The organism is Variovorax sp. GW822-FHT04E09 (assembly GCF_058800845.1).
Window position 1 is genome coordinate 79,123 of sequence record NZ_JBXAMR010000001.1, and the last position, 22,704, is coordinate 101,826.

Below are 22,704 nucleotides of genomic sequence, written 5' to 3' on the forward strand. Positions count from 1 at the left end.
TCACGTTTCGGCAGACTTTGTTGGCATCTGTTTGCGGCACACTTCTGCGGATGGATGCTGCTTCGATCAAACAGAACAAATGGGTGCGGCGTGGGGTCGTCGCGTTGCTGGTGGTGTTGGCCCTGTGGGCCATCGCGTGGCTGGCGGTGCCGCCGATCGCCAAGAGCCAGCTCCAGAAGATCGCGAGCGAAAAGCTGGGCCGGCAGGTCACCGTCGGCAAGATCGACTTCAAGCCCTGGACGCTCGAGCTCGCACTGAATGACCTGCGCATCGCCACCGCCGACGGCAAGCAGCCGCAGGTGGCCATCAAGCGCATCTATGCCGACGCCGAATTGCAATCGCTCTTCCGCCTGGCGCCGGTGATCGACGCGGTGACGGTCGAGGCACCCGCGGTGCTGCTCACGCACCTGGCCGACGGCAAGTACGACATCGACGACATCCTGGCCAAGCTGGCCTCGGGCCCGCCGCCTGACCCGAAGGCCGAGCCCGCACGCTTTGCGATCTACAACATCTCAATCAAGGATGGTGCGGTCGACTTCGACGACCAGACCGTCAAGCGCCGGCATGAGCTGCGCGGCTTCATGTTGGATGTGCCGTTCCTGAGCAACCTCGCCTCCAAGCGCGAGATCACGACCGAGCCCAAGCTGGCCTTTGCGCTCAACGGCAGCCAGTTCGATTCGGCCGCCTTCACGACCCCGTTCGCGCAAAGCCGCAAGACCGACGCCCACGTGCAGTTCAAGGGGCTGGACCTCGTGCCGTACCTGGGCTACATCCCCGGCGGCCTGCCGGTGAAGCTGCAGGCCGGCAGCCTCGATGCCGACCTGAAGATCGATTTCCAGCAGACCAGCACCATCGGCCTGAAGCTCACCGGCACGGTCGAGGCCCATGGCGCCAAGCTGGGCGACGCCCGCGGGCGCGACCTGCTGGGCTTCGACTCGCTCAAGCTGGCGCTGGCCGACGTGCGACCGCTGGAGTCGGTGTTTCACCTGAGCGAGGTCGCGCTGGCCAAGCCGCAGCTGGTGGTGGCGCGCGACGCCGCCGGCCAGCTCAACCTGATGGCCACCGACCCGGCGACCGGCGCGGCCGAAAAGGCGGCGCCGCTGCCGGCGCCCGCGGCCAGCGCCCCGGGCGGCAAGCCGGTCGCCGAGAAGCCCAAGCTCAAGGTGCAGGTCGACAAGATCGCGCTCGACGGCGGCCGTGTCGGCTGGCGCGACGAAACCGTCAAGCCCGCTGCAGCCATCGACCTCACCGACCTCGGCATCAACCTCACGGCCGTCACCTGGCCCATGGAAAAGCCCGCGCAGTTCGACGGCAGCACTGCCGTCGCGGGCGCCACGCTGAAGTTCAAGGGCAACGCCACCGACAAGGTCGCCGACGTGCAGACCGAGGTCGAGGCGCTGCCGCTGTCGCTGGCTGCGCCGTACCTGGCGCAGAGCCTGGAGCCCACGCTCGACGGCAAGCTCAGCGGCCAGATCGACGTGTCCTGGGCCCAGCCCGATCTGAAGTTCAAGGCGCGCCGCCTGGCCGCCGACGGCCTGGCGCTGACCCAGGCCAAGACCGCGCTGGCCAGCGTCGGGCGCTTCGAGCTGGTCGACGCCGAGGTCGACATGACCAGGCACACCTTGAACATCGCGTCGTTCACCGCGACCAACCCCAAGGTGAGCGTCGAGCGCGACAACGAGAAGCGCTGGATGTTCGAGCGCTGGCTGAAGACCCCGGCCGGCGGCGCCAAGGTGGCGGCGCCCAAGCCGGCCGACGCCGGCGCAGCGCGTCCCAACAGCGCCAACACCAAGCCCTGGGCGCTGACGCTGGGCACGCTGGCGGTCGACAACGGCAGCCTGTCCTATGCGGACAAGGCCGGCTCGGCGCCGGTGGCGATCGAGGTCACGGCCTTCAAGCTGCTGGCCCAGAAGATCGCACCCGACACCAACACCGTCTCGCCGCTGCAGGTGTCGGGCCGCATCGGCGCGGGCCGCCGCGCGGACCCGGGGCGCTTCGACTACAAGGGCAACATCGTGCTCAAGCCGCTGGCGGCCGAAGGGCGGCTCGAGGTGGCGTCGTTCCCGGCGCATGCCTTCAAGGCCTACTACGCCGACGCGCTCAATGTCGACATCCGCCGCGCCTTCGCGAACTACCGCGGCACGGTGCGCTACGCGAGCGCGCCGGCCGGCATGAGCCTGAAGCTGGCCGGCGACACCGCGCTGGACGACTTCCGCGCCAACAGTGTCTCGCTGACCCAGTCGCCGGGCTTCGACCGCAACAACAGCCAGCTGCTGAGCTGGAAGACCCTGAGCCTGCGCGGCCTGCAGGTCAGCCTCGCACCCAACGCGGCCCCGACGGTGGACGTGCGCGAAACCACGCTGACCGACTTCTTCGCCCGCGTGATCGTCGACCCCACCGGCCGCCTGAACCTGCTGAGCCTGACCAAGAAGGGCGAGGAAGCCTCGAAGGCCGCCGCGGCCACCGCCGCCGAAGCCAGCACCAAAAAGGGCCCGGGTGGCACGACCACCACGACCCGCGCGCCAGCCGCCTCGGCGCCACAGCGGGCTTCGGGCGGTGCGCCAGTGTCGGCCGAAGCCATGGTCGGCGGCGCGCCCGAGCCTGCGCCGGCTGCGTCCGCACCCGTCGTGGCTGCCGCGCCGGCGGCCGACAGCGGCCCGGCGCCGGTCATCAACTTCGGTCCGATGAGCCTGGTCAACGGCAAGATCGACTTCACCGACCTGTTCGTCAAGCCCAACTACTCGGCCGACCTGAGCGAGCTGACCGGCAAGCTCAGCTCCTTCTCGTCGAACCCGCCGAACGGGCAGGGCGGTCGACCGGCGCTGGCCGACCTCGAGTTGCGCGGCAAGGCGCAGCAGACCGCGGCGCTGGAAATCACCGGCAAGCTCAATCCGCTGGCCAAGCCGCTCGAACTCGACATCACGGCCAAGATGCGCGACCTCGACCTCGCGCCGCTGTCGCCGTACTCGGTGCGCTACGCGGGCCACGGCATCGAGCGCGGCAAGATGAGCATGGACGTCAACTACAAGATCGCGCCCGACGGCCAGCTCACCGCCACCAACAAGCTGGTGCTCAACCAGCTGAAGTTCGGCGACGAGGTGGCTGGCGCGCCCAACAGCCTGCCCGTGCGCCTGGCCGTGACCTTGCTGGCCGACCGCAACGGCGTGATCGACGTCGACCTGCCGCTGCGCGGCTCGCTCAACGACCCGCAGTTCAGCATCGGCCCGCTGATCTTCAAGGCGGTGGTCAACCTGATCGTCAAGGCCGTGACCGCGCCGTTCAGCCTGCTGACCGGCGGCCTGGGCGGTGGCGGCAGCGGCGACTCGAGCGCCATCACCTTCGAGCCCGGCAGTTCCACGCTGAGCAGCGGCGCCAAGGAAAGCCTGGACAAGGTCGTGAAGGCCCTGACCGAGCGGCCGACGCTGCAGATGACGGTGGTGGGTACCTCCAGCCTCGAGAAGGAGCGCGACGCCTACCAGCGCCAGCGCCTGCGCCAGCTGACCCAGGCCGAGAAGCGCCGCGTCGCGGTGCGCGGCGGCCAGACCGGCACCGAGGTGGCGCCGGTGACCGATGCCGAATACCCGGAGCTGCTCACGGCCGTCTACAAGCGCTCCGACATCACCAAGCCGCGCAACATGGTCGGCCTGGCCAAGGACCTGCCGGTGAAGGAAATGGAAAACCTGTTGCTGGCCAGCGTGCCGGTCGACGAGGAATCGATGCGCCAGCTCGCCGTCGAGCGCGGCGCCGTGGTGCGCGACTACCTGCTGGCGCAGAAGCTGCCGAGCGAACGCCTGTTCCTGGGGGCCGTGCGCACCACGGCCAGCGGCAGCGACTGGAAGCCCGGCGCCGAGCTGAGCCTGACCATGAAATAGCCGGCGGGGCTTGGCTTTTCGCCTCGCCTTGCCATATATCCTGCGGGCCCTTTTCAGCCCGCTGAACGGTGCGCGCCGCAGTTCCGACACGGAATTCGGCGGGCTGTTCGCCAACTGGGTGAAAATGTCGATGTGCGCCGGCCTTTGCCGGCGCCTTCGCTTTCTCTACCAAGACAACGATTTCGCGCAGTGACCTCTACTTCTTCCAAGCCACACGACCTCCAGGCCCTCGACACGCTCACCGGCGGCGCCTTCACCGCGCCGACCTCGGGCGAGCGCGCCGCGCGCATCCGCGACTGGCTCGCGGGCAACCCTTCGTCCGAGCAGATGCAAGAGGTCTTCAAGGAGTTGAGCGGCCGCGACAAGGGCGCCGCGCGCCTGCTGCGCGAAAAGCTCGACGAAATCAAACGCGCCAAGGGCCAGGAAGCCATCGCCGCCGAATGGGCGCAGAAGGCCGAAACGCTGCTGGCGCAGTCCAAGCTCAACATCGCCGACGCACTGGCCTGGCAGCGTGACGCCGCCAAGGCCGGCGCACCGCTGTCGCGCGAACCGCTGGCCGGGCTGAAGGCCCAGCTGGCCGAGCGCGTCAAGGGCATCGAAGACCTGCAGCACCGCGCGCAGGTCCACCGCGAAGCCGCTGTCCTGCTGGCCCAGCGCTTCGAAGTGCTGTCCACCAAGGGCTGGAAGGACGCCCAGGCCGCCGAGGAATCGCTGCGCGCCGACGTGACCCACTGGCAGCAGCAGGCCGCCGACATCGTGGCCGACGCCAACTGGAACAGCCTCGACGCCAAGTTCGCGCCCCAGCTCGAAGCCTCCAAGTCGCAGCTGCTCGTGGTGTCCGATTCGTTCCACGGCGCGCTGGCGCATGCCGTGGCTGCGGCCGCCGATGCTGCCGCGCCTTTGCCCCCGGTGCCCGTCTGGGCCGACGAACTGCGCGCCGCACGCGGCGAGGTGGTGGCTCCCAAGGCTGCCGCACCTGCCCGTCCCGCCGCACCCAAGGTCGACCCGGCCGTGCGCGCCGCGGCGCAAGACGCCGTGCAGGCCGCCCTCGCCAAGCTCGAACAGGAAACCGCCGAAGGCCACGGCAAGGCCAGTGCCGGCGCCGCCGCTGCGCTGCGCGCCGTGCTCAAGGAACACGGCAAGCTGGTCGACGCGCCGCTCGAAGCCCGCGTGCATGCCGCACTGGTCGCCGCCGGCGAACTCGAAGGCTGGCAGCGCTGGAGCGCCGACAAGGTGCGCGAAGACCTCGTCGCCAAGGCCGAAGGCCTGCTCAAGCGCCCCGAAGGCCAGGCCCTTGGTGGCCGCAAGATGCAGGAAACCCTGCGCGCCCTGCGCGACCAGTGGAAGCAGGCCGACCAGGGCGGCGTGCCGAACCACGCGCTGTGGAAGCGTTTCGACGAAGCCTGCAACGAAGCCCACAAGGTCGTCGAGGCCTGGCTCGAGAAGGTGCGCGCCGATGCCGCCGAACACCGCGCCCTGCGCGTCGCGCTCATCGAAGAGGTCAAGGCCTGGGCTGCCGCCCATGCCGGCGCCACCGACCTGAAGGCGCACAACCGCGCGCTGCACCAGTTCGCCGACCGCTGGCGCGATGCCGGCCACGTGGGCGAGAAGGTGTTCGCCGAGCTGCAACCGCTGTGGAATGAAGCCTTCGGTGCCGCCCGTGCCCCGTTCGAAACCGCTCAGAAGGCCAGCGTCGAACGTCGCCAGGCCATGATCGCCGAAGCCACCGAGCTGGGCGCCCAGCCGATGCTGCGCATCGACGCCGTGAAGGCGCTGCAGCAGCGCTGGCAGCACGAGGCGCAGAGCGTGCCGCTCGATCGCCGCCACGAACAGAAGCTGTGGGACGCGTTCCGCGCCCCCATCGACGAAGCCTTCAACCGCAAGACGGTCGAGCGCGAAAAGGCGTCGGCCGCCATGAGCGAGCACGACCGCCATGTGCTCGAGGCCTCCAAGGCGCTCGACGCGGCCAATGCCGGCGGCGACGCACAGAAGATCCGCGCCGCCATCGCCGGCCTCGAAGCCGCACTGCGCGGTGAAGTGCCCGCGCCGGCACCCGCCACCACGAGCGACGGCCCCTCGGTCGGCGCGACCGGTGTCGAAGCTCCCGGCCAGGCTGCTGCCGAGTTCGGCGAAAGCGCCGAGCAGACGCCGGGTTCGAGCGATGCCGAAGCCACGCCGTCCGCACCCGCGGCAGCAGTGGCCGACGCGCCCGACCTGGTCGCTCCCGCAGACGGCGCCGATGCTTCGGCCCGCAGCGATAGCGCCGCGCACGAAGCAGGTGAAGCCGCAAGCGTCGCACCGGCCGCGCCGCCGAAGCCCGCACCCAAGCCCGTGGTCGCCATGCGTGGCGACGACCGGCCGAGCAGCAAGAAGGCCGAAGCCGCACCGGCTGCTCGCGGCACGGGTCGCTTCGGTGATCGCCGCGACGGTGGCCGTCCCGGTGCCGGCGGCCCCGGCCGCCCGAACGACCGTGGCGGCCCGCGTCCCGATGCCCGTGGTGGCGATCGCGGCGCGCCGGGCGGTGGCCGTTTCGGCGACCGTCCGCCGCGCGAAGACCGCGGCCCGCGTCTGGGCGATGCCGCCTTCCGCGCCCAGCGCGAAGCGCTCGAGCGTGCCGACATGGCGCTGCGCAAGCTGGCCGCGCAGGCCCACGGCGAAGCGCTCACGCAGGTGCTCGGCGCCTGGGAGCAGCGCGATGCCGCGCGCCTGCCGAGCGTGCAGGAACTGGGTCGTGCCGTGACGCCGGCCGTGCGCACACAATGGTCGCAAGCCGTGGGTGCCGCACCGACGGCCGCCGCGAGCGATGCTGCCGAAGCGCTGTTGCGCCTGGAGATGGCCGCCGAAGTGCCGACGCCCGCCGAGCAACTCGATGCACGCCGCGCGCTGCAGCTCAAGCTGCTGACGAAGCGCGGCGATCCGACGCCGGCCCAGACCTGGGGTCAGGACGCCGGCAAGGTGCTCGCCGCCGCGCATGACGCCGCCACCGCACGCCGTCTGCAGAACGCGCTGAAGGCCTTGCTGCGCAAGTAAGGCGCCCGCGCGCGCTCACGAGAAAGAAGCCCGCCGCGTGCGGGCTTTTTCATGCGTGTCGACCCGTCCCGGCTCAAGGCAATTTGGCCAGGATCTTGTCCATTTCCCCGGCGGTATAGGCGCGCAGGGAGCGCGTGCGCACATTGCCCTGCATGGCGATGGCCAGACTGAATGCACAGAGCGCCTGCTCGTCCTCGGACTCCAGCACGCAGACCACATCGCAGTCGCCCATGGTCCAGAAGATCTCGCGCATGTTGACGCCGAGCTTCTGGGCGGTTTCCTTGGCGGCGGCAGCGCGTTTGGTGGTTTCCTTGACGCTCTGGATGCCCTTGTCCGTGAAGCTCAGCATGCCGATATAGGTCACCATTTTCTGCTCCTGTGTTGTTATCCGCGGGGGCGAATCACATGAAGCAACGCCGCCCCCGATGGCGACGCTCCAGGTCATCAGGCGCGCAGCGACGCTGTGGAGGGCGATGGCCGCAGCGATGCTACGCCGGGGGCCTGCAAAGGCAAGGCGCTCCCGATCCGCGCCTACTCAGGACGAGGTATGCGGACCGCGATCGCGCGCGCAAGCAAGGAAACCAGATGTGAGGGGCGGTCAGGCCTGCGCAGGCCGAAAGAACGCATCGAAGAGAACCAGCACCGCCGGGAAGTCCCGCGCGAAGTTCGGCCGGTTCACGAAGTAGGCCTCGCAGGCCACCGCGAAGAACTCGCTGATCGAGGTTGCGCCGTAATCGTCGAGCCAGGGCGGCTCGGCACCGAAGCGTTCGGCAAGGATGGTCTTCTCGCGGAAGTCGTCGTAGGCCGGCTGCAGCACCGCCATCCAGGCCGCACGCGCCTCGCGCGCGCTGCGCCGGCCCATGAAGCCGGCCGGCAGCGGCGGGCAGCCGTCGGCGATGCCGTTGCGCATATCGATCTTGTGGGCGAACTCGTGGATCACGACGTTGTAGCCGCCCTCGCTGCTGACGCTGCTCGCGAGCACGTCCTGCCAGCTGAGCATCACGGGGCCCTGGTCCATCGCCTCGCCGGCGACGACCTCTTCGTACTCGTGCACGACCAGCGCGTCATCGACGACCTTGCGCGGCGCCACCACCTCGGACGGGTGCACCACGATGCCGACGAAATCGTCGTACCAGTCGAGCCCGTCCTTCAGATGCAACACCGGCAGCACGGCCTGCGCCGCGATGGCCAGCGCCACCTCGTCGGTGATGACGAAGCCCTGCGTGCCATGGAATTCCTTGTCCCGCAGGAACTCGGCCGCCAGCGTGCGCAGCTGTTGCTGCTGTGCAGGCGGCAACGCGCCCAGGAAGGCGTAGCGCGTGAGCGTGGTGCGCCAGGCGGCGTCGGGAATCGGGGGCAGGGTGCGCAGCCGGCGCAGCCACTTGAACATCGGCGTTCGGTGTGCTTAGCGCAGGTCGACGCGCTGTGCGCCGGCGGCCGACAGGCACAGCAGTTGCGCGCGCGCCGGATGGGCTGCGGCGTCCCAGTCGCTCAGCACGATGCGACGCAGGCCGTGGCCCAGGTCGTGGACGGCGGGGCGGTGGGTGTGGCCGTGGATCAGCGCGCTGGCGCCCGCGTGCTGCAGCCATTGGCGGGCAGCGTCGGCGTCCACGTCGGCCCAGAGGGTCGAGGGATCGCGCTTGCGGTCTTCGCTCTGTGCGCGGATGGCGCGGGCGAGGGCGCGGCGCTCTTCCAGCGGGCGTGCGAGGAACGCGGCCTGCCATTCGGGCGTGCGCACCTGAGCGCGAAACTGGAGGTAGTCCGTGTCTTCGAGACAGAGCGCGTCGCCATGGCTCAGCAGCCAGCGTTCGCCGTGCAGCACCAGCACCGTGGGGTCGTCGAGCAGCGTCAGGCCGCATTGCGCGGCAAAGGCCTTGCCGACGAGGAAGTCGCGGTTGCCGTGCATGAAGAACACCGGCAGGCGCTGCGCGGTGCGCTGCAGCAGCTCGGCGCACTGCGCCTCGAAGCCGGGCTGGGCGGCGGCATCGTCGCCCACCCACACCTCGAACAGGTCGCCGAGGATGACCAGCGCATCGGCCGGCGTGGTCTGCAGGTAGCCCTGCCAGGCCTCGAAGGTGGCCAGCTCGCTGGCCTGCAGGTGCAGGTCGGAAATCAGGTCGACGGTGCGCCACGCGGGCGGCGCCACCAGCTCGGAGAAAGCCGGGTTCGCCACCGGGGTCATGCCGCTGCGCCGTGCCTGAGGTGCATCACTCGACAGTGACGACTGCCTTTTCGATCACGACGTCCTCGAGGGGCACGTCGTCATGGAAGCCCTTGCGGCCCGTCTTCACGGCCTTGATCTTGTCGACGACATCGGTGCCGCCGGTGACCTTGCCGAACACCGCGTAGCCCCAGCCCTGTGCCGAGGGGGCGGTGTGGTTCAGGAAGCCGTTGTCGGCCACGTTGATGAAGAACTGGGCGGTGGCTGAGTGCGGTGCGCTGGTGCGGGCCATCGCCACGGTGTAGTTGGCGTTCTTGAGGCCGTTGTTGGCTTCGTTCTCGATCTCGGCGCCGGTGGGCTTTTGCTTCATGCCGGGCTCGAAACCGCCGCCTTGCACCATGAAGCCGGGGATCACGCGGTGGAACACCGTGTTGTCGTAGTGGCCCTTCTTCACGTACTCGATGAAGTTGGCGGTCGACTTCGGTGCCTTCACGCCGTCGAGTTCGAGCGTGATGACGCCGTAGTTCTTGATGTGCAGTTCGACTTGGGGGTTGCTCATGAGTTAGCTCCTTCTTCGGAAACGGGATTACTTCGCCAGCGTGGCGGACTTGATGGTGAGGGTTTCGACGGGCACGTTCTGCATGCCGCCCTGGTTGCCGGTCTGCACGGCGCGGATCTTGTCGACCACGTCGGTGCCGGCGACGACCTTGCCGAACACGGTGTAGCCGTAGCCGTCGGGGTTGGGCGCGTTGAGCGAATCGTTGTTCTTCACGTTGATGAAGAACTGCGAGGTGGCCGAATTGGGGTTGCCGGTGCGGGCCATCGCGATCGTGTACTTGTCGTTCTTCAGGCCGTTGTTGGCCTCGAGCGGGATCGGCGGGCGCGTGGGCTTTTGCTGCAGGTCGGCCGTGAAGCCGCCGCCCTGGATCATGAAGCCGTCGATGACGCGGTGGAACACCGTGCCGTCGTAGTGCTTGTCCTTGACGTACTGCAGGAAGTTTTCGACCGTCTTGGGAGCCTTGGCCGCATCGAGTTCGACCACGATGTCGCCCGCCGAGGTGGCGAGCTTGACGCGCGGGGCGGCCTGCTGGGCGTGCGCGCCGGCGGCGGCGCCGAAGGCCAGGGCCGCGGCCAGTGCGAGGGCGCCGCGGCGGCTGAAACGGGAAAGTGCAGAGGTCGTCAAATGAGGCTCCGTGTGCGGGTGGAGGGGAGGGCGGTGGGCCTGCGATGGCGCAGGTTGGGAGGCAACTGTGTGCGCACCGCCGGATTGCAAGAGGCTGTTACTTGGTCGTGCGGCCCACGGGCTTGCGCACTTCGGGCGGCGCGGCCGGCAGCACGGCCGCATCGGCCGCGGCCTTGGGCGTGAAGATCTGGCGGATCAGCGCGAGCTTGGGCGCGACGCTCGCATTGGTGGTGACGAACTGCTGGGCACGCTGGTATTCCTGGGCCGCCAGGCGCGCGTACACGTCGCCGAGGTTCTCGTGCGCGGTGGCGTAGTTGGGGCTGAGCTTGAGCGCGGTTTCGAGCGCGGCGCGGGCCTGGTCGAACTTGCTCTGCGACGCGTACAGGGCCGCGAGGTTGTTGTAGGGCTCGGGCAGTTCCGGAAAGTCCTGCGTGAGCTGCGTGAACGCGGTGATCGCGTCGGCGGTCTTGTTCTGCTCGGTGAGGATCACGCCGCGCAGGAAGCGCATCTGCGGGTCGCGCGGCTTGCCGGCGATGTAGGTGTCGGCCTTGGCCAGCGCCTCGGCGGACTTGCCCTGGCGCAGCAGGAGGTTGACGTCGTCGTAGTCGTTGGCGTGCGCGGCGAAGCCCCACAGACCGAAGAGCAGTGCAAAGGCGATGGGGAGTCTGGAGAACGCGGCGTGCTTCATGAAGCCTCGGCAGGATTGGGGGGGAGCGGGGGCCTGGAGAACACCCGGATGCTGCGCGGCGGCAGCCGTTTATACTGCGTCGCATTGTAGCCGAGGGGCCACGTCGAACCCCTCGTAGCCACGCCCCCCGTCACCCCTGAAATACACCGTTGCTCGCCCGTACCGCACGTGCGCGAATCAACGCTTTCCGAGTCCCATGAGTCTGCGCATCTACAACACGCTGTCGCGTGAATTGGAGGATTTCTCCCCCCTGCAACCTGGACAGGTTCGCATGTACGTGTGCGGCATGACCGTCTATGACCTGTGCCACATCGGCCACGCCCGCATGATGATGGCGTTCGACGTGGTGCAGCGCTGGCTGCGCGCCAGCGGCTATGCCGTGACCTACGTGCGCAACATCACCGACATCGACGACAAGATCATCGCCCGCGCGGTCCAGCGCGGCATCACCATCCGCGCGCTGACCGACGAGGTGATCGCGGCCATGCACGAGGACATCGGCGCGCTGCGCATCGAGCCGCCGACCATCGAGCCGCGCGCCACCGAATACGTGCCGCAGATGCTCGGCATCATCGAGACGCTGGAACGCAAGGGCCTGGCCTACCGCTCGGACAACGGCGACGTGAACTACGCCGTGCGCAAGTTCCCCGGCTACGGCAAGCTCTCTGGCAAGTCGCTCGACGAACTGCATGCAGGCGAACGCGTCGCGGTGCTCGACGGCAAGCAGGACCCGCTCGACTTCGTGCTCTGGAAGTCCGCCAAGCCGACCGAGCCCGACGACGCCAAGTGGGACAGCCCCTTCGGCACCGGCCGTCCGGGCTGGCACATCGAGTGCTCGGCCATGAGCTGCGCCACGCTCGGCGAGACTTTCGACATCCATGGCGGCGGCGCCGACCTGCAGTTCCCGCACCACGAGAACGAAATCGCGCAGAGCGAAGGCGCCAATGGCAAGCCGCTATCGCGTTTCTGGGTGCACAACGGCTTCGTGCGCGTGGACAACGAGAAGATGTCCAAGAGCCTGGGCAACTTCTTCACCATCCGCGAAGTGCTGCAGAAGTACGACGCCGAGAGCCTGCGTTTCTTCCTCGTGCGCACGCATTACCGCAGCGCGCTCAACTACAGCGATGCGCACCTCGACGACGCGCGCAACTCGCTCAAGCGCCTGTACACCGCGCTCGACCTGGTCGCACCCGCGACCGTGGCCATCGACTGGACGCAGCCCCACGCGGCGCGTTTCAAGGCGGCGATGGACGAAGACTTCGGCACGCCCGAAGCCATCGCCGTGCTGTTCGAGCTGGCCGGCGAGGTCAACCGCACCAAGTCCGCCGACACCGCGGGCCTGCTCAAGGCGCTGGCTGGCACGCTGGGCTTGCTGCAAGGCGATCCGAAGGCGTTCCTGCAGGCGGGCACCACGCTCGACGAAGCCACCATCCAGTCGAAGATCGATGCACGCGCGGCGGCCAAGGCGGCGAAGAATTTCGCCGAGGCCGATCGCATTCGCCAGGAACTCCTCGAGCAGGGCATCGTGCTCAAGGATTCGCCCACGGGAACGACCTGGGCGGCTGCACAGTGAACGGAACGACGAACCCCGTACCCGCCACCCAGCAGACCAGCGTGCGCATCTACACGCCGGACTATTGGGAGGAAGCCTGCAAGCACCTGGCCAAGAAAGACCGCGTGATGAAGCGGCTCATTCCGAAGTTCGGCGAGGCCTGCCTCGAGTCGCGCGGCGACGCCTTCACCACGCTGGCGCGCAGCATCGTGGGCCAGCAGATCTCGGTGAAGGCCGCGCAGTCGACCTGGGACAAGTTCGCGGCGCTGCCGCGCAAGCTCACGCCGGCCAACGTGCTCAAGCTCAAGGTCGACGACATGCGCGGCGCCGGGCTGTCGGCGCGCAAGATCGAATACCTGGTCGACCTGGCCCTGAATTTCGATTCGGGCACCGTGCACGTCGATCGCTGGAAAGACATGTCGGACGAGCTCATCATCGAGGAGCTCGTGGCGATCCGCGGCATCAGCCGCTGGACTGCCGAGATGTTCCTCATCTTCCACCTGATGCGCCCGAATGTGCTGCCGGTCGACGACCAGGGCCTGCTCAACGGCATCAGCGTGAACTATTTTTCGGGCGACCCGGTCAGCCGCAGCGATGCCCGCGATGTCGCCGTGGCCTGGGCGCCGTATTGCAGCGTGGCGACTTGGTATATTTGGCGATCGCTGGACCCCGTGCCGGTCGTTTACTAAGGATCACCCCCAGGCTTCGCGCACTTCGTGTCGCTTCGCCAACCCCCTTCGAGGGGGCAACACCGCAGGCCCGGCAAAGCCGGTTCCTCGGTGTTTCTGGAATAAATGCAAAAGAGCCGGATGGCCGGTCAATTGATGAAATAAACAGGAGAAGACGTTGGCGAAACGAACCTTCCTCGACTTCGAGCAGCCCATTGCTGAACTCGAAACAAAGATCGAAGAACTGCGTTATGTACAGACCGAATCGGCGGTCGACATCTCGGAAGAAATCGATCAGCTCGGCAAGAAAAGCCAGCAACTCACCAAAGACATCTACAGCGACCTGACGCCCTGGCAGATCACCAAGATCGCACGGCATCCGGAGCGCCCGTACACGCTCGACTACGTCAACGAAATCTTCACGGACTTCGTCGAGCTGCATGGCGACCGCCATTTCTCGGACGACCTGTCGATCGTCGGTGGCCTTGCACGCTTCAACGGCGTGCCCTGCATGGTGCTCGGTCACCAGAAGGGTCGCGACACGAAGGAGCGCACCGCGCGCAACTTCGGCATGAGCAAGCCCGAGGGTTACCGCAAGGCGCTGCGTCTCATGAAGACGGCCGAGAAATTCAAGCTGCCGGTGTTCACCTTCGTCGATACGCCCGGCGCCTACCCCGGCATCGACGCCGAAGAGCGCGGCCAGTCGGAAGCCATCGGCCGCAATATTTTCGAGATGGCGCAGCTCGAGGTACCCATCATCGTCACCATCATCGGTGAAGGCGGTTCGGGCGGCGCGCTGGCCATTTCGGTCGGCGACCAGCTCGTGATGCTGCAGTACTCGATCTACTCGGTGATCAGCCCCGAAGGCTGCGCGTCCATTCTCTGGAAGACCAGCGACAAGGCGCAGGAAGCCGCAGATGCCCTGGGCATCACGGCGCACCGCCTGAAGGCGCTGGGCCTGGTCGACAAGATCGTCAACGAACCCGTCGGCGGCGCGCACCGCGACCATCGCCAGATGGCCGCGTTCCTCAAGCGCGCGCTCAACGACGCCTTCCGCCAGGTCAGCGACCTGAAGACGAAGGAACTGCTGGACCGCCGCTACGAGCGCCTGCAGAGCTACGGCCGGTTCAACGACACCAAGGCCGACAACAGCCGCTGAGCGGCTTTCCCTTTTCCATCATGAGCGAAGCCTTCGAACGCGCCATGGCCGCGTTCGAACCGGCGAGCCTGCCGCTGGCCGTCGGCTTCAGCGGCGGTGCGGATTCGACCGCCTTGCTCGCGGCCTGCGCGGCGCGATGGCCGGGGCAGGTGATCGCCTTTCATGTGCATCACGGGCTGCAGGCGGCGGCCGACGACTTCGAGCGGCAGTGCACGCAGGTCTGCGAGCGGCTCGGTGTGCCGTTGATGACGCACCGCGTCGATGCGCGGCATGCGCCGGGCGACAGCCCCGAGGATGCAGCGCGGCGCGCACGTTATGACGCGTATGCGGCCATGGCACGGGCCGACGGCGCGCGGCCCGCAGTGTCGTCCATCGCGCTGGGGCACCATGCCGATGACCAGGTCGAGACGCTGCTGCTGGCGCTGTCCCGCGGTGCCGGCCTGCCGGGCCTGGCCGCGATGCCGGCGCATGCGGTGCGCGACGGATTGAACATTCATCGGCCGCTGCTCGCAGTGCCGACGGCCGACATCCGCAACTGGTTGGCGCAGCAGCAGTTGCCGTGGATCGAAGACCCGAGCAACGCCGACGCGCGCTACACCCGCAACCGCATCCGCGCCGTGCTGCTGCCTGCATTGGCAGAAGCTTTTCCCCAGTTTCGCGCCACCTTTGCGCGCAGCATCGGCCACGCGGCGCAGGCCCAGCAGCTGCTGAGCGAACTGGCGGCGCAAGACCTCGCCTTGGTGGGCGAGCCGCCGCAGATCCGGCCGCTGCAGGCGCTGTCCCGCGCGCGGCAGGCCAACGTGCTGCGCCACTGGCTCATGCAGTCGCACGGCTGCGCACCGAGCGCGGCGCAGCTCGACCAGCTGCTGGACCAGGTCCGCGCCTGCACCACGCGCGGTCACCGCATCCACCTCAAGGTGGGCGCGGGCTTCGCCGAGCGCAGGGGAGAGCGGCTGCATTGGTACAATGCCCCGCCCTCGCTGAAGACTTCGCTCTGACGGCTTGCAGGGCGCCGCTTTCCAGGCGGCCCTTTATCTTTCTCTGATTTCATCCATGGCATTGATCGTTCACAAATACGGCGGCACGTCGATGGGCTCGACCGAGCGCATCCGCAATGTCGCCAAGCGCGTCGCCAAATGGGCGCGTGCGGGTCACCAGATGATCGTGGTGCCCAGCGCCATGAGCGGCGAAACCAACCGCCTGCTCGGTCTTGCCAAGGAGCTCTCCCCGGGCAAACCCGGCGTGGCCTATCACCGCGAACTCGACATGCTCGCCTCCACCGGCGAACAGGCATCGTCGGCATTGCTGGCCATGGCGCTGCAGGCCGAAGGCGTGGAGTCGGTGAGCTACGCGGGCTGGCAGGTGTCGGTGCGCACCGACAACTCGTACACCAAGGCCCGCATCGAGAGCATCGACGACGCCAAGGTGCGCGCCGACCTCGCAGCCGGTCGCGTGGTGGTCATCACCGGCTTCCAGGGCGTGGACGACGAAGGCAACATCACCACGCTGGGCCGTGGCGGCAGCGACACCTCGGCGGTGGCCATCGCGGCGGCCATGAAGGCCAGCGAGTGCCTGATCTACACCGACGTCGACGGCGTCTACACCACCGACCCGCGCGTCGAGCCCGACGCGCGCCGCCTGACCACCGTGAGCTTCGAAGAGATGCTCGAGATGGCCAGCCTGGGCTCCAAGGTGCTGCAAATCCGCTCGGTGGAATTCGCCGGCAAGTACAAGGTGCCGCTGCGTGTGCTTTCGAGCTTCACCGCATGGGACATCGACATCAATGAAGAGGCCAAGTCCGGCACGCTGATCACTTTCGAGGAAGACGAAAACATGGAACAAGCCGTCGTATCCGGCATCGCATTCAATCGCGACGAAGCCAAGATCTCGGTGCTCGGCGTGCCCGACAAGCCGGGCATCGCGTACCACATCCTCGGTGCAGTGGCTGACGCCAACATCGAAGTCGACGTGATCATCCAGAACCTCAGCAAGGACGGCAAGACCGACTTCAGCTTCACCGTGCATCGCAACGAGTTCGCGCGCACGGTCGAACTGCTCGAGTCGAAGGTGATGCCTTCGCTGGGCGCCACCGAAATCGTGGGCGACACCAAGATCTGCAAGGTCAGCATCGTGGGCATCGGCATGCGCAGCCACGTGGGTGTTGCGAGCAAGATGTTCCGTGTGTTGAGCGAAGAGGGCATCAACATCCAGATGATCTCGACCAGCGAAATCAAGACCTCGGTCGTGATCGACGAAAAATATATGGAATTGGCAGTGCGCGCACTGCATAAAGCGTTCGATCTGGACCAACCGAGCGCTTAAGTAATGGCATAATTGCGGTTGCTTTCAGGAACTGTGACCGAGTGGCCGAAGGTGCTCCCCTGCTAAGGGAGTATGGGGTGTAGAGCCTCATCGAGGGTTCGAATCCCTCCGGTTCCGCCAGGATTGGCTTCCTGATCACCTTGCAGTGATCAAACAGCCCAAAAGAGCCCCGCCAGTCGGGGCTTTTTTGCGTCTGCTCGCAATGCGTGGCTGCCCGCCGAAAAGGCGAGGCGATGTCTTCAGGACGGCTGCGGTTCGAGTGCGGACAGCGTCGCGATCGGCGCCGTGCCCACATGCAGTTCGCAAGGATCGCAAGGCACCGCAATCTGCCGGCCGTCGAAGCGCACCCGCACATGCGGATAGGTCGCTCCGGTGATGGTGCCGAGCCGGCCTTCGCAGACGACGCGATCGCCGCGACGGAACGACCGGCCGAACCGGAGCTTGATTTTTTCAAAACTCATTTCAGTGTCTCCTGGGTGTGCATCGGTGCTCAGCGCACCGGGTCGGGTTCGAGCGGTGGCCGCACGAGGGTCGCGGCCGTGTCCTGGAGGATCAGCGCGTGATCCGGGTCGTGGCTGAGGTAGGGGCTGGTCAGCAGTTGGCCGATCAGCCGGTCGAAGTGGTAGCGGACCTTGGCCGGCTCGGGGTGCGCGGCGTACAGCGCGCGCAGCATCGAGACGACGGCGCTGGTCTGCGTGGTCAGGACCTCCATGGAACCCAGGCGGCCCGCCGCTTCGAAAACTGCTTGTTGATCTGAGGGGGGCATCCGGGCCTCCTTTTTGGGGCGTTGGCGTGTCCAACGCAAAAAGAGGCTAAAAGGCTTACTTCTCGGGGCTTTCTCCCCAGAATTGGTGATGTCCTGCCTTTGATTTGTGACTTATTTCACGAATTTTGGCTCACTGCCGCTGGGCAGGTGCAGACCCCAGCACCTCGGCCAGCACCCGCAAAGCGTCGGTCGCCAGGTCCGCAAAGCGCACCGAGCAGGCCAGCATCAGGTTCAGCGGCAGCCCGAAATCCTCGATCAGCGTGCCCTCGGGGTCGCGCAGGCTGCCGTCCGGGTCGCGGCCGACGACGCCCGCCGTGGCGGCGCGCTGCGCATAGGTGCCTGGCGGAACGCCGTAGGCGGCCACCGGAAGGCCCAGGGCGATGGCCACGCCGACCTCGAACACCGTGCCCGAGTCGGGCTCCAGCCCGCGAAACGGCGCGAGGTTGGCAATGACGCCGTCCGCCGACCGCAGCAGCTTCATGTTTTCTTCGTAGATCCGGCGCGCGGGGTCGGGGCCGGCCGCCTTGCCGTCGAACGGCGGCACGGCCGTCATGCCGAGCGCGTCGCAGGCCAGTGCCAGCGCGGCAAAGTACTGCGCGGCGTCGGGCCGGAACACGTCGGGGCCGGCGAGGTAGACCCGTGGACGCGTGGAAGAGGAGGGCATCTGTCGAGTATGCGACCGCCCCCGGCCAGCGCCAACGGGAAGGGCTGCGGCCCGGCTGGTTACTTCTTCATCGCCTTGACTTCGGCCATGCCCTTGCTTTCTTCGGCCTTGGCCTGCTTCACGCAGGTCGACTTGGCCTCGCCCTTCTGGTCGTCGCATTTTTCCTTGGCGATGCTGTAGGCCACTTCCACCTTGGCTTCGGCCACTTTGCGGGCGTTGCCGTCGCTGGGCTTCATCTTCTGGTCGAGCTCGGCCTTGGCGATCTTTTCCTTGCCCTTGGCTTCCTCGACGCAGACATCCTTGGCGTTGTCCTTCATGGCATCGCAAGCGGCGCGGTCGGTCTTGTAGTCGGCCGAGATCTTGTCGCGGGCCGCCTTGTATTCGGCGACCGCCGGATCGACCGTGGCCGCGGGCGGCGGGTTCACTTGCGCTTGTGCCGACACGGCCGTGAGACAGGACACGGCAACGGCGCACATCCACATGAGCTTTCTTTGCATGGTCATCTCCTTGAAGGCGCCGGCGGTTGCTTCACTGCGACAAGCGCAAGAGAACCGGCGCCCGAAAACCATCCTAGGAACCGACGACGCGAGAGCGGTAGGACGCCTCGCGAAGCCGCCGTCAGCGCATGCTGACGCTCAGTGGCCTTCCGTTGTAGTGCCGTGCGCGCGCATCTCGCTGCGCAGGGCGCGCTGTCCCGACGCCAGGGCGAGCTCGTAGCTCTCGACCGGGTCGAAGGCGCAGCGAAGGACGGTGGGATGCGCACCGTCGGTGTCGGTTTCAAGCAGCCGCCAGACAAAGGATCCGGGAGCCGGCTCGTCGATGATGAGTTCGATCGGATGTGTCATGGCGCCACCATGTCCGCTCGCGTGGTGCCTGTCTGTAGGCGAAGGCCGACCGATGCCGCGCCGTGCCACCAGAACCCCCAGATCTGGTGATGGCCGCAGGGCCACGGCGAGGGGACACTGCAGCCTCGCGCGCGGAGCCTGGGTGATGATTCGGGCATGCTTGCCCCCTTGTCCGAACCGTCCTGATGCCCGCTTTCCCTCCCCACCCCGACGGCCCGGCGATGACGCCGCCGCCCAGCCCCGACCTGCCGGCGCCCGTGCTCATCGTCGAGGACGACGCGCTGATGCAGCGGCGCATCGTCGGCATCCTGAACCAGCTGGGCTACGGCAACGACGTGCTGGTGCTCGCGGCCACGCTGGCCGATGCGCGCATCGAACTCGCGCGCCAGTCGTTCGCGCTCGCGCTGGTCGACCTGGGCCTGCCCGACGGCAACGGCGTGGAGCTGATCGCGCAGATGAGCGCGCCGACCGGTGCGGCAATGAACGCCGACGACGGCCCCGGCATCCTCGTGATCTCCGCCTGGAGCACCGACGACCTGATCCTCAACGCGCTGCGCGCCGGCGCCACCGGCTACGTGCTCAAGGAGCGCGACGACCTGGAGTTGCTGCTGTCGATCCGCAGCGTGCTGCGCGGCGGGGCGCCGATCGATCCGTTCATCGCGCGGCGCATCCTCGACCTCACGCAGGCGCCGCCGGCCACGCCGGGTCGCGTCGGCGAAGATGTGCTGACCGCGCGCGAACTGCAGATCCTCCAGCTGGTTGCCGAAGGCCTGACCAACCGCGAGATAGCCGAGCAGATCTTCCTGTCGCGGCACACCGTCGAATGCCACATCAAGAACATCTACCGCAAGCTCACCGTTTCCTCGCGCACGCGCGCCGTTTTCGCAGCGCGTTCGCGTGGCTTGCTGGCCTGAGCCTGTGGTGGTTGTTCGCGCACACGGCATGGGCGGCCGAGGCGTGCGCACCGCACATCGACAGCGTGCGGGCCGTGCGCGCCACCGCCGGCGCGGGGCCTGAAGCACCGCCGCCCATCGATGGCTGGCAGCCGGTGACGCTGCCCGACCACTGGGCCACGCGCTGGCCCGGTTTCGAGGGCATCGTGTGGTACCGCATCGACTGGCAGCGCCCCTGCGCGGGCCGCGACGACGCGCCGCAGCTGGGCGTGGCCTTCGACTACCTGAGCATGGCCGGCGCGATCTCGCTGAACGACAACCTGCTCTGGCGCGACGCCAGCCTGGTCGAGCCGCTGAGCCGCAGCTGGAACACGCCGCGCGTCTTCTTCCTGCCGGCCGCCGCACTGAACCCCGGCACCAACACGCTGTGGGTGCAGGTGGTGGGCGGCAGCATGTACGGCTCGGGGCTGGGCCGCGTGGTGCTCGGCACGGCGGACGCGGCGGTGGCGTACCACGACGAACGCCGCCTGTTCGCGCGCGTGCTGCCCGCGGTCAACCTCGTCATCTCGATCACGCTGGGCTGCTTCTTCCTCGTGCTGTGGCTCATGCGCCGGCAAGAGGTTGCCTACGGCTGGTACGCGCTCAGCGCCATCGCCTGGCTGGTGTTCGCGAGCAACACCGTCGTCAGCACCTTGCCGTGGCCGTTCGCCTCCACCGACGCCTGGTCGCGCTGGATCACGGCCTGGATGGTCCTGTACGTGAGTTGCTTCTGCATGTTCATGTGGCACTTTGGCGGCCAGCGCTTTCCGCGCCTGAGCCGCGCGCTGTGGGCCGTGGCCGCGCTGGCCGTGGCGGCGATCGCGCTGCTGCCGCAGCCTGCGCTGTCGGTCGCGACGCTGGCGGTGTTCATCGTGTATTCGCTGCTCTTCATGGCCGTGTGCGTGCAGTTCATCCTGCGCGCGCTCGACACGAAGAAAACCGAGCACCTGCTGCTGGCCCTGTGCGCCTTCGGCTTCCTGGTGGCCGCGGTGCACGACGCGCTGATGATCCTGCGCGTCATCGACGACCGCTTCGGCTACACCGTGGTCACGGCGCCGCTGATCATGATCGGCATGTCGCTCATCCTGGCGGGTGGCTTCACGCGCAGCCTGCGCCGTGTCGAGAGCTTCAACGACGAGCTGGCGCGCGAAGTGCGCGGGGCGCGCACCGAGCTGGCCGACACGCTCAGCCGCGAACATCGCCTGGAGCTCGACAACGTGCGGCTGCACGAGCGCCTGAGCGTGGCGCACGACCTGCACGACGGCCTGGGCAGTTCGCTGGTGCGCTCGATCGCGCTGGTGGAACAGTCGGGCGAGGCGCTGCAGCGGCCGCAGTACCTGTCGATGTTCAAGTCGCTGCGCGACGACCTGCGCCAGATCATCGACACCCACAGCGGCGGCGCGGCCCCGGTCGCCGCCACGCCCACGCAATGGCTGGCGCCGATGCGCCACCGCTTCGGCCGCCTGTTCGAGGAGATGGGCGTGCGCAGCCACTGGCAGACCCCCGCGGCCTGGCCCTGTGCGCTGTCTGCGCGCCAGGTGCTGGGCCTCACGCGCCTGCTCGAGGAGGCGCTGGCCAACGTGGTGAAGCACAGCCGCGCACGGACCCTGCGCGTGCAGCTGCTGGCCGATGGCGAAGCGGGCGTGCTGCTGAGCGTCGAGGACGACGGCGTGGGCTTCGACGCGGTGACGGTCGCCTCATCGATCGGCGGACTGGGCCTGCGCAGCATGCAGGCGCGCATGGCGCGCATCGGTGGCACGCTGCAGATCGATGCGGGCGATGGCGGCACGCGGCTGGCGGCGAGGGTGCAGGCACCCGTGATGGGCGCTGGCAGCAGCTGAGGCGCGCTGCGCGCGTGCTCAGCGCGCCTTGCGGAACGCGCGCACCTCGGGCGCCGGATGGTCTTCGATGTGCTGCAGCAGGAAGTCCAGAAACTCCTGCGCCGACGGCGAGAGTCCCCGGTCCTTGTTGAGCCACACCTGGAACTTGCGGCTGAGCACGGGCGTGACGAGCGGACGGAATTCGAGTTGCTGGCGCTGCAGCAGCACGCCCGCATACGGCAGGCAGGTGGTCACGCCCAGGCCGTGCTCGACCATGCTCAGCGCCGTCGTCAGGAAGGCGACTTCATGCGTCGGGCTGAACTCCAGCCGACCCGGCGACGCATACAGCTCGGCGCTGAGCAGCTGCGTGTATTCGCCCTGCAGCGAGATCACGGGGTAGCGGACCAGGTCGCTCCAGGCGACCCTTTGCTTTTTGGTGAGCGGATGCCCCGGAGGCAGCACCGCGAGGAAGGGCAGGGTGAAGAGCGTGCGCGCCACCACGTTGGCGGGCGCGTCGCGCTCGGGGCCGATGGCCAGGTCCACGTCGCCGTTGATGAGCCGGCCCAGCACGCTTTCGACCATCGAGTCCTGCAGGCGCACGCGGATGCCGGGGTACTTCCGGGCGAAGGCGGCCATGATTTCCGGCATGACCGTGCACGCCATCACCTGCGGCACTGCGATGCGCACGGTGCCGGTGCGCAGCTCGCGCAGGTCGGACACCGCATCGAGCGCCATGCCCAGGTCTTGCAGGATGCGCTCGGCCATCGGCAGGAACACCTCGCCCGCGCTGGAGAGCTGCAGCCTGCGCGTCGTGCGGTGAAGCATCTGCACGCCCAGGTTCGACTCCAGGTCCTTGATGAGGCCGCTCAGTGCCGACTGCGTGATGTGCAGCCGCAGGGCGGCCTCGGTCACGCTGCCGGCGCGGGCCACCGCGATGAAGGCGCGCAATTGGCGCAACGTGACATTCATCGGTTTGTCCGATAAGTGGGAAAGAAATATCTGATTGAACCATGAATGAAGCTCGCATCCAATCGCAGCGCCA

General features: G+C 67.8%; 22 protein-coding genes and 1 tRNA gene. 11 read left to right on the forward strand and 12 right to left on the reverse strand.

Annotation, left to right across the window (positions count from 1 at the left end):
• The first annotated feature begins 50 nt into the window (after positions 1 to 50).
• Genes AC1RL8_RS00360 through AC1RL8_RS00370 form a run of 3 tightly spaced genes read left to right on the forward strand, consistent with a single transcriptional unit; the run spans position 51 to position 6,902 of the window.
• The gene (locus AC1RL8_RS00360; RefSeq protein ID WP_492685490.1) at positions 51 to 3,872 is read left to right on the forward strand and encodes a DUF748 domain-containing protein; all 3,822 of its coding nucleotides are present in this window, start codon (positions 51 to 53) and stop codon (positions 3,870 to 3,872) included.
• A 10-nt stretch (positions 3,873 to 3,882) separates the two neighbouring features.
• Positions 3,883 to 4,065 carry a hypothetical protein gene (locus tag AC1RL8_RS00365; protein WP_139705488.1) on the forward strand — a complete coding sequence of 61 codons (183 nt, stop codon included), beginning with the start codon at positions 3,883 to 3,885 and terminating at the stop codon, positions 4,063 to 4,065.
• On the forward strand, positions 4,062 to 6,902 hold the full coding sequence (locus AC1RL8_RS00370) for a DUF349 domain-containing protein (RefSeq protein ID WP_492685491.1): 2,841 nt from the start codon (positions 4,062 to 4,064) through the stop codon (positions 6,900 to 6,902). Before AC1RL8_RS00365 ends, AC1RL8_RS00370 begins: the two co-directional genes overlap by 4 nt.
• Before the next feature lie 73 nt (positions 6,903 to 6,975).
• On the opposite strand, the gene AC1RL8_RS00375 is transcribed toward AC1RL8_RS00370, so the two are convergent.
• From AC1RL8_RS00375 to AC1RL8_RS00400, 6 genes are all read right to left on the reverse strand, one after another.
• Positions 6,976 to 7,269 (reverse strand): GYD domain-containing protein, encoded by a 294-nt coding sequence (locus AC1RL8_RS00375; RefSeq protein WP_095745032.1) that lies wholly within the window; start codon positions 7,267 to 7,269, stop codon positions 6,976 to 6,978.
• Between the two features lie 231 nt (positions 7,270 to 7,500).
• On the reverse strand, positions 7,501 to 8,292 hold the full coding sequence (locus AC1RL8_RS00380) for a M90 family metallopeptidase (protein WP_492685492.1): 792 nt from the start codon (positions 8,290 to 8,292) through the stop codon (positions 7,501 to 7,503).
• Positions 8,293 to 8,307: 15 nt separating this feature from the next.
• Positions 8,308 to 9,084 (reverse strand): UDP-2,3-diacylglucosamine diphosphatase, encoded by a 777-nt coding sequence (locus tag AC1RL8_RS00385; protein ID WP_492685493.1) that lies wholly within the window; start codon positions 9,082 to 9,084, stop codon positions 8,308 to 8,310.
• Between the two features lie 25 nt (positions 9,085 to 9,109).
• Complete coding sequence (locus tag AC1RL8_RS00390) at positions 9,110 to 9,622, reverse strand: peptidylprolyl isomerase (RefSeq protein WP_070060416.1); 513 nt, start codon at positions 9,620 to 9,622, stop codon at positions 9,110 to 9,112.
• Between the two features lie 27 nt (positions 9,623 to 9,649).
• Positions 9,650 to 10,246, reverse strand: coding sequence for a peptidylprolyl isomerase (locus AC1RL8_RS00395; RefSeq protein ID WP_492685494.1), 597 nt, complete (start codon positions 10,244 to 10,246; stop codon positions 9,650 to 9,652).
• A gap of 97 nt (positions 10,247 to 10,343) precedes the next feature.
• On the reverse strand, positions 10,344 to 10,934 hold the full coding sequence (locus tag AC1RL8_RS00400; RefSeq protein ID WP_492685495.1) for a tetratricopeptide repeat protein: 591 nt from the start codon (positions 10,932 to 10,934) through the stop codon (positions 10,344 to 10,346).
• Between the two features lie 196 nt (positions 10,935 to 11,130).
• On the opposite strand from AC1RL8_RS00400, the gene cysS reads away from it, so the two are divergent.
• The 6 genes from cysS to AC1RL8_RS00430 all read left to right on the forward strand — a co-directional run bounded on the left by cysS (position 11,131) and on the right by AC1RL8_RS00430 (position 16,755).
• Complete coding sequence (gene cysS, locus AC1RL8_RS00405; RefSeq protein WP_095947832.1) at positions 11,131 to 12,507, forward strand: cysteine--tRNA ligase; 1,377 nt, start codon at positions 11,131 to 11,133, stop codon at positions 12,505 to 12,507.
• The gene (locus AC1RL8_RS00410) at positions 12,504 to 13,175 is read left to right on the forward strand and encodes a DNA-3-methyladenine glycosylase family protein (protein WP_095947831.1); all 672 of its coding nucleotides are present in this window, start codon (positions 12,504 to 12,506) and stop codon (positions 13,173 to 13,175) included. The genes cysS and AC1RL8_RS00410 overlap by 4 nt, the downstream gene beginning before the upstream one ends.
• Positions 13,176 to 13,332: 157 nt before the next feature.
• Positions 13,333 to 14,313, forward strand: coding sequence for an acetyl-CoA carboxylase carboxyltransferase subunit alpha (locus AC1RL8_RS00415; protein WP_056582036.1), 981 nt, complete (start codon positions 13,333 to 13,335; stop codon positions 14,311 to 14,313).
• A 20-nt stretch (positions 14,314 to 14,333) separates the two neighbouring features.
• Positions 14,334 to 15,311, forward strand: coding sequence for a tRNA lysidine(34) synthetase TilS (gene tilS, locus AC1RL8_RS00420; RefSeq protein WP_492685496.1), 978 nt, complete (start codon positions 14,334 to 14,336; stop codon positions 15,309 to 15,311).
• 55 nt (positions 15,312 to 15,366) lie between these two features.
• Positions 15,367 to 16,635 (forward strand): aspartate kinase, encoded by a 1,269-nt coding sequence (locus AC1RL8_RS00425; protein ID WP_062480939.1) that lies wholly within the window; start codon positions 15,367 to 15,369, stop codon positions 16,633 to 16,635.
• Between the two features lie 27 nt (positions 16,636 to 16,662).
• A tRNA-Ser gene (locus tag AC1RL8_RS00430) sits at positions 16,663 to 16,755 on the forward strand.
• Positions 16,756 to 16,874: 119 nt separating this feature from the next.
• Here AC1RL8_RS00430 and AC1RL8_RS00435 read toward each other — a convergent pair.
• From AC1RL8_RS00435 to AC1RL8_RS00455, 5 genes are all read right to left on the reverse strand, one after another.
• Complete coding sequence (locus tag AC1RL8_RS00435) at positions 16,875 to 17,096, reverse strand: hypothetical protein (RefSeq protein ID WP_062480937.1); 222 nt, start codon at positions 17,094 to 17,096, stop codon at positions 16,875 to 16,877.
• Between the two features lie 29 nt (positions 17,097 to 17,125).
• Positions 17,126 to 17,401: a hypothetical protein gene (locus AC1RL8_RS00440; RefSeq protein WP_070060422.1), complete on the reverse strand. Its 276-nt coding sequence runs from the start codon at positions 17,399 to 17,401 to the stop codon at positions 17,126 to 17,128.
• A 130-nt stretch (positions 17,402 to 17,531) separates the two neighbouring features.
• Positions 17,532 to 18,065: a nucleoside 2-deoxyribosyltransferase gene (locus tag AC1RL8_RS00445; protein WP_095745045.1), complete on the reverse strand. Its 534-nt coding sequence runs from the start codon at positions 18,063 to 18,065 to the stop codon at positions 17,532 to 17,534.
• 59 nt (positions 18,066 to 18,124) lie between these two features.
• Positions 18,125 to 18,562 carry a hypothetical protein gene (locus AC1RL8_RS00450; RefSeq protein WP_492685497.1) on the reverse strand — a complete coding sequence of 146 codons (438 nt, stop codon included), beginning with the start codon at positions 18,560 to 18,562 and terminating at the stop codon, positions 18,125 to 18,127.
• 138 nt (positions 18,563 to 18,700) lie between these two features.
• Positions 18,701 to 18,910, reverse strand: coding sequence for a hypothetical protein (locus AC1RL8_RS00455; RefSeq protein ID WP_139705507.1), 210 nt, complete (start codon positions 18,908 to 18,910; stop codon positions 18,701 to 18,703).
• 185 nt (positions 18,911 to 19,095) lie between these two features.
• On the opposite strand from AC1RL8_RS00455, the gene AC1RL8_RS00460 reads away from it, so the two are divergent.
• Both AC1RL8_RS00460 and AC1RL8_RS00465 read left to right on the forward strand, forming a co-directional pair.
• Entirely contained in the window at positions 19,096 to 19,824 is a 729-nt protein-coding gene (locus AC1RL8_RS00460; RefSeq protein WP_492685498.1) for a LuxR C-terminal-related transcriptional regulator, read from the forward strand.
• Positions 19,825 to 19,835: 11 nt separating this feature from the next.
• Positions 19,836 to 21,683, forward strand: coding sequence for a sensor histidine kinase (locus AC1RL8_RS00465; RefSeq protein WP_492685499.1), 1,848 nt, complete (start codon positions 19,836 to 19,838; stop codon positions 21,681 to 21,683).
• A gap of 18 nt (positions 21,684 to 21,701) precedes the next feature.
• Here AC1RL8_RS00465 and AC1RL8_RS00470 read toward each other — a convergent pair whose 3' ends face one another.
• Positions 21,702 to 22,631 carry a LysR family transcriptional regulator gene (locus tag AC1RL8_RS00470; RefSeq protein ID WP_307693819.1) on the reverse strand — a complete coding sequence of 310 codons (930 nt, stop codon included), beginning with the start codon at positions 22,629 to 22,631 and terminating at the stop codon, positions 21,702 to 21,704.
• Positions 22,632 to 22,704: the final 73 nt, after the last annotated feature.

What these genes read in the sequence shown, in the direction of transcription:
- AC1RL8_RS00360 (WP_492685490.1), top strand. Translation starts at nt 51, where the DNA reads ATGGATGCTGCTTCGATCAAACAGAACAAATGGGTGCGGCGTGGGGTC.
- AC1RL8_RS00375 (WP_095745032.1), bottom strand. Translation starts at nt 7,269, where the DNA reads ATGGTGACCTATATCGGCATGCTGAGCTTCACGGACAAGGGCATCCAG.
- AC1RL8_RS00380 (WP_492685492.1), bottom strand. Translation starts at nt 8,292, where the DNA reads ATGTTCAAGTGGCTGCGCCGGCTGCGCACCCTGCCCCCGATTCCCGAC.
- AC1RL8_RS00385 (WP_492685493.1), bottom strand. Translation starts at nt 9,084, where the DNA reads ATGACCCCGGTGGCGAACCCGGCTTTCTCCGAGCTGGTGGCGCCGCCC.
- AC1RL8_RS00390 (WP_070060416.1), bottom strand. Translation starts at nt 9,622, where the DNA reads ATGAGCAACCCCCAAGTCGAACTGCACATCAAGAACTACGGCGTCATC.
- AC1RL8_RS00400 (WP_492685495.1), bottom strand. Translation starts at nt 10,934, where the DNA reads ATGAAGCACGCCGCGTTCTCCAGACTCCCCATCGCCTTTGCACTGCTC.
- cysS (WP_095947832.1), top strand. Translation starts at nt 11,131, where the DNA reads ATGAGTCTGCGCATCTACAACACGCTGTCGCGTGAATTGGAGGATTTC.
- tilS (WP_492685496.1), top strand. Translation starts at nt 14,334, where the DNA reads ATGAGCGAAGCCTTCGAACGCGCCATGGCCGCGTTCGAACCGGCGAGC.
- AC1RL8_RS00425 (WP_062480939.1), top strand. Translation starts at nt 15,367, where the DNA reads ATGGCATTGATCGTTCACAAATACGGCGGCACGTCGATGGGCTCGACC.
- AC1RL8_RS00435 (WP_062480937.1), bottom strand. Translation starts at nt 17,096, where the DNA reads ATGAGTTTTGAAAAAATCAAGCTCCGGTTCGGCCGGTCGTTCCGTCGC.
- AC1RL8_RS00440 (WP_070060422.1), bottom strand. Translation starts at nt 17,401, where the DNA reads ATGCCCCCCTCAGATCAACAAGCAGTTTTCGAAGCGGCGGGCCGCCTG.
- AC1RL8_RS00445 (WP_095745045.1), bottom strand. Translation starts at nt 18,065, where the DNA reads ATGCCCTCCTCTTCCACGCGTCCACGGGTCTACCTCGCCGGCCCCGAC.
- AC1RL8_RS00450 (WP_492685497.1), bottom strand. Translation starts at nt 18,562, where the DNA reads ATGCAAAGAAAGCTCATGTGGATGTGCGCCGTTGCCGTGTCCTGTCTC.
- AC1RL8_RS00455 (WP_139705507.1), bottom strand. Translation starts at nt 18,910, where the DNA reads ATGACACATCCGATCGAACTCATCATCGACGAGCCGGCTCCCGGATCC.
- AC1RL8_RS00460 (WP_492685498.1), top strand. Translation starts at nt 19,096, where the DNA reads ATGCCCGCTTTCCCTCCCCACCCCGACGGCCCGGCGATGACGCCGCCG.
- AC1RL8_RS00470 (WP_307693819.1), bottom strand. Translation starts at nt 22,631, where the DNA reads ATGAATGTCACGTTGCGCCAATTGCGCGCCTTCATCGCGGTGGCCCGC.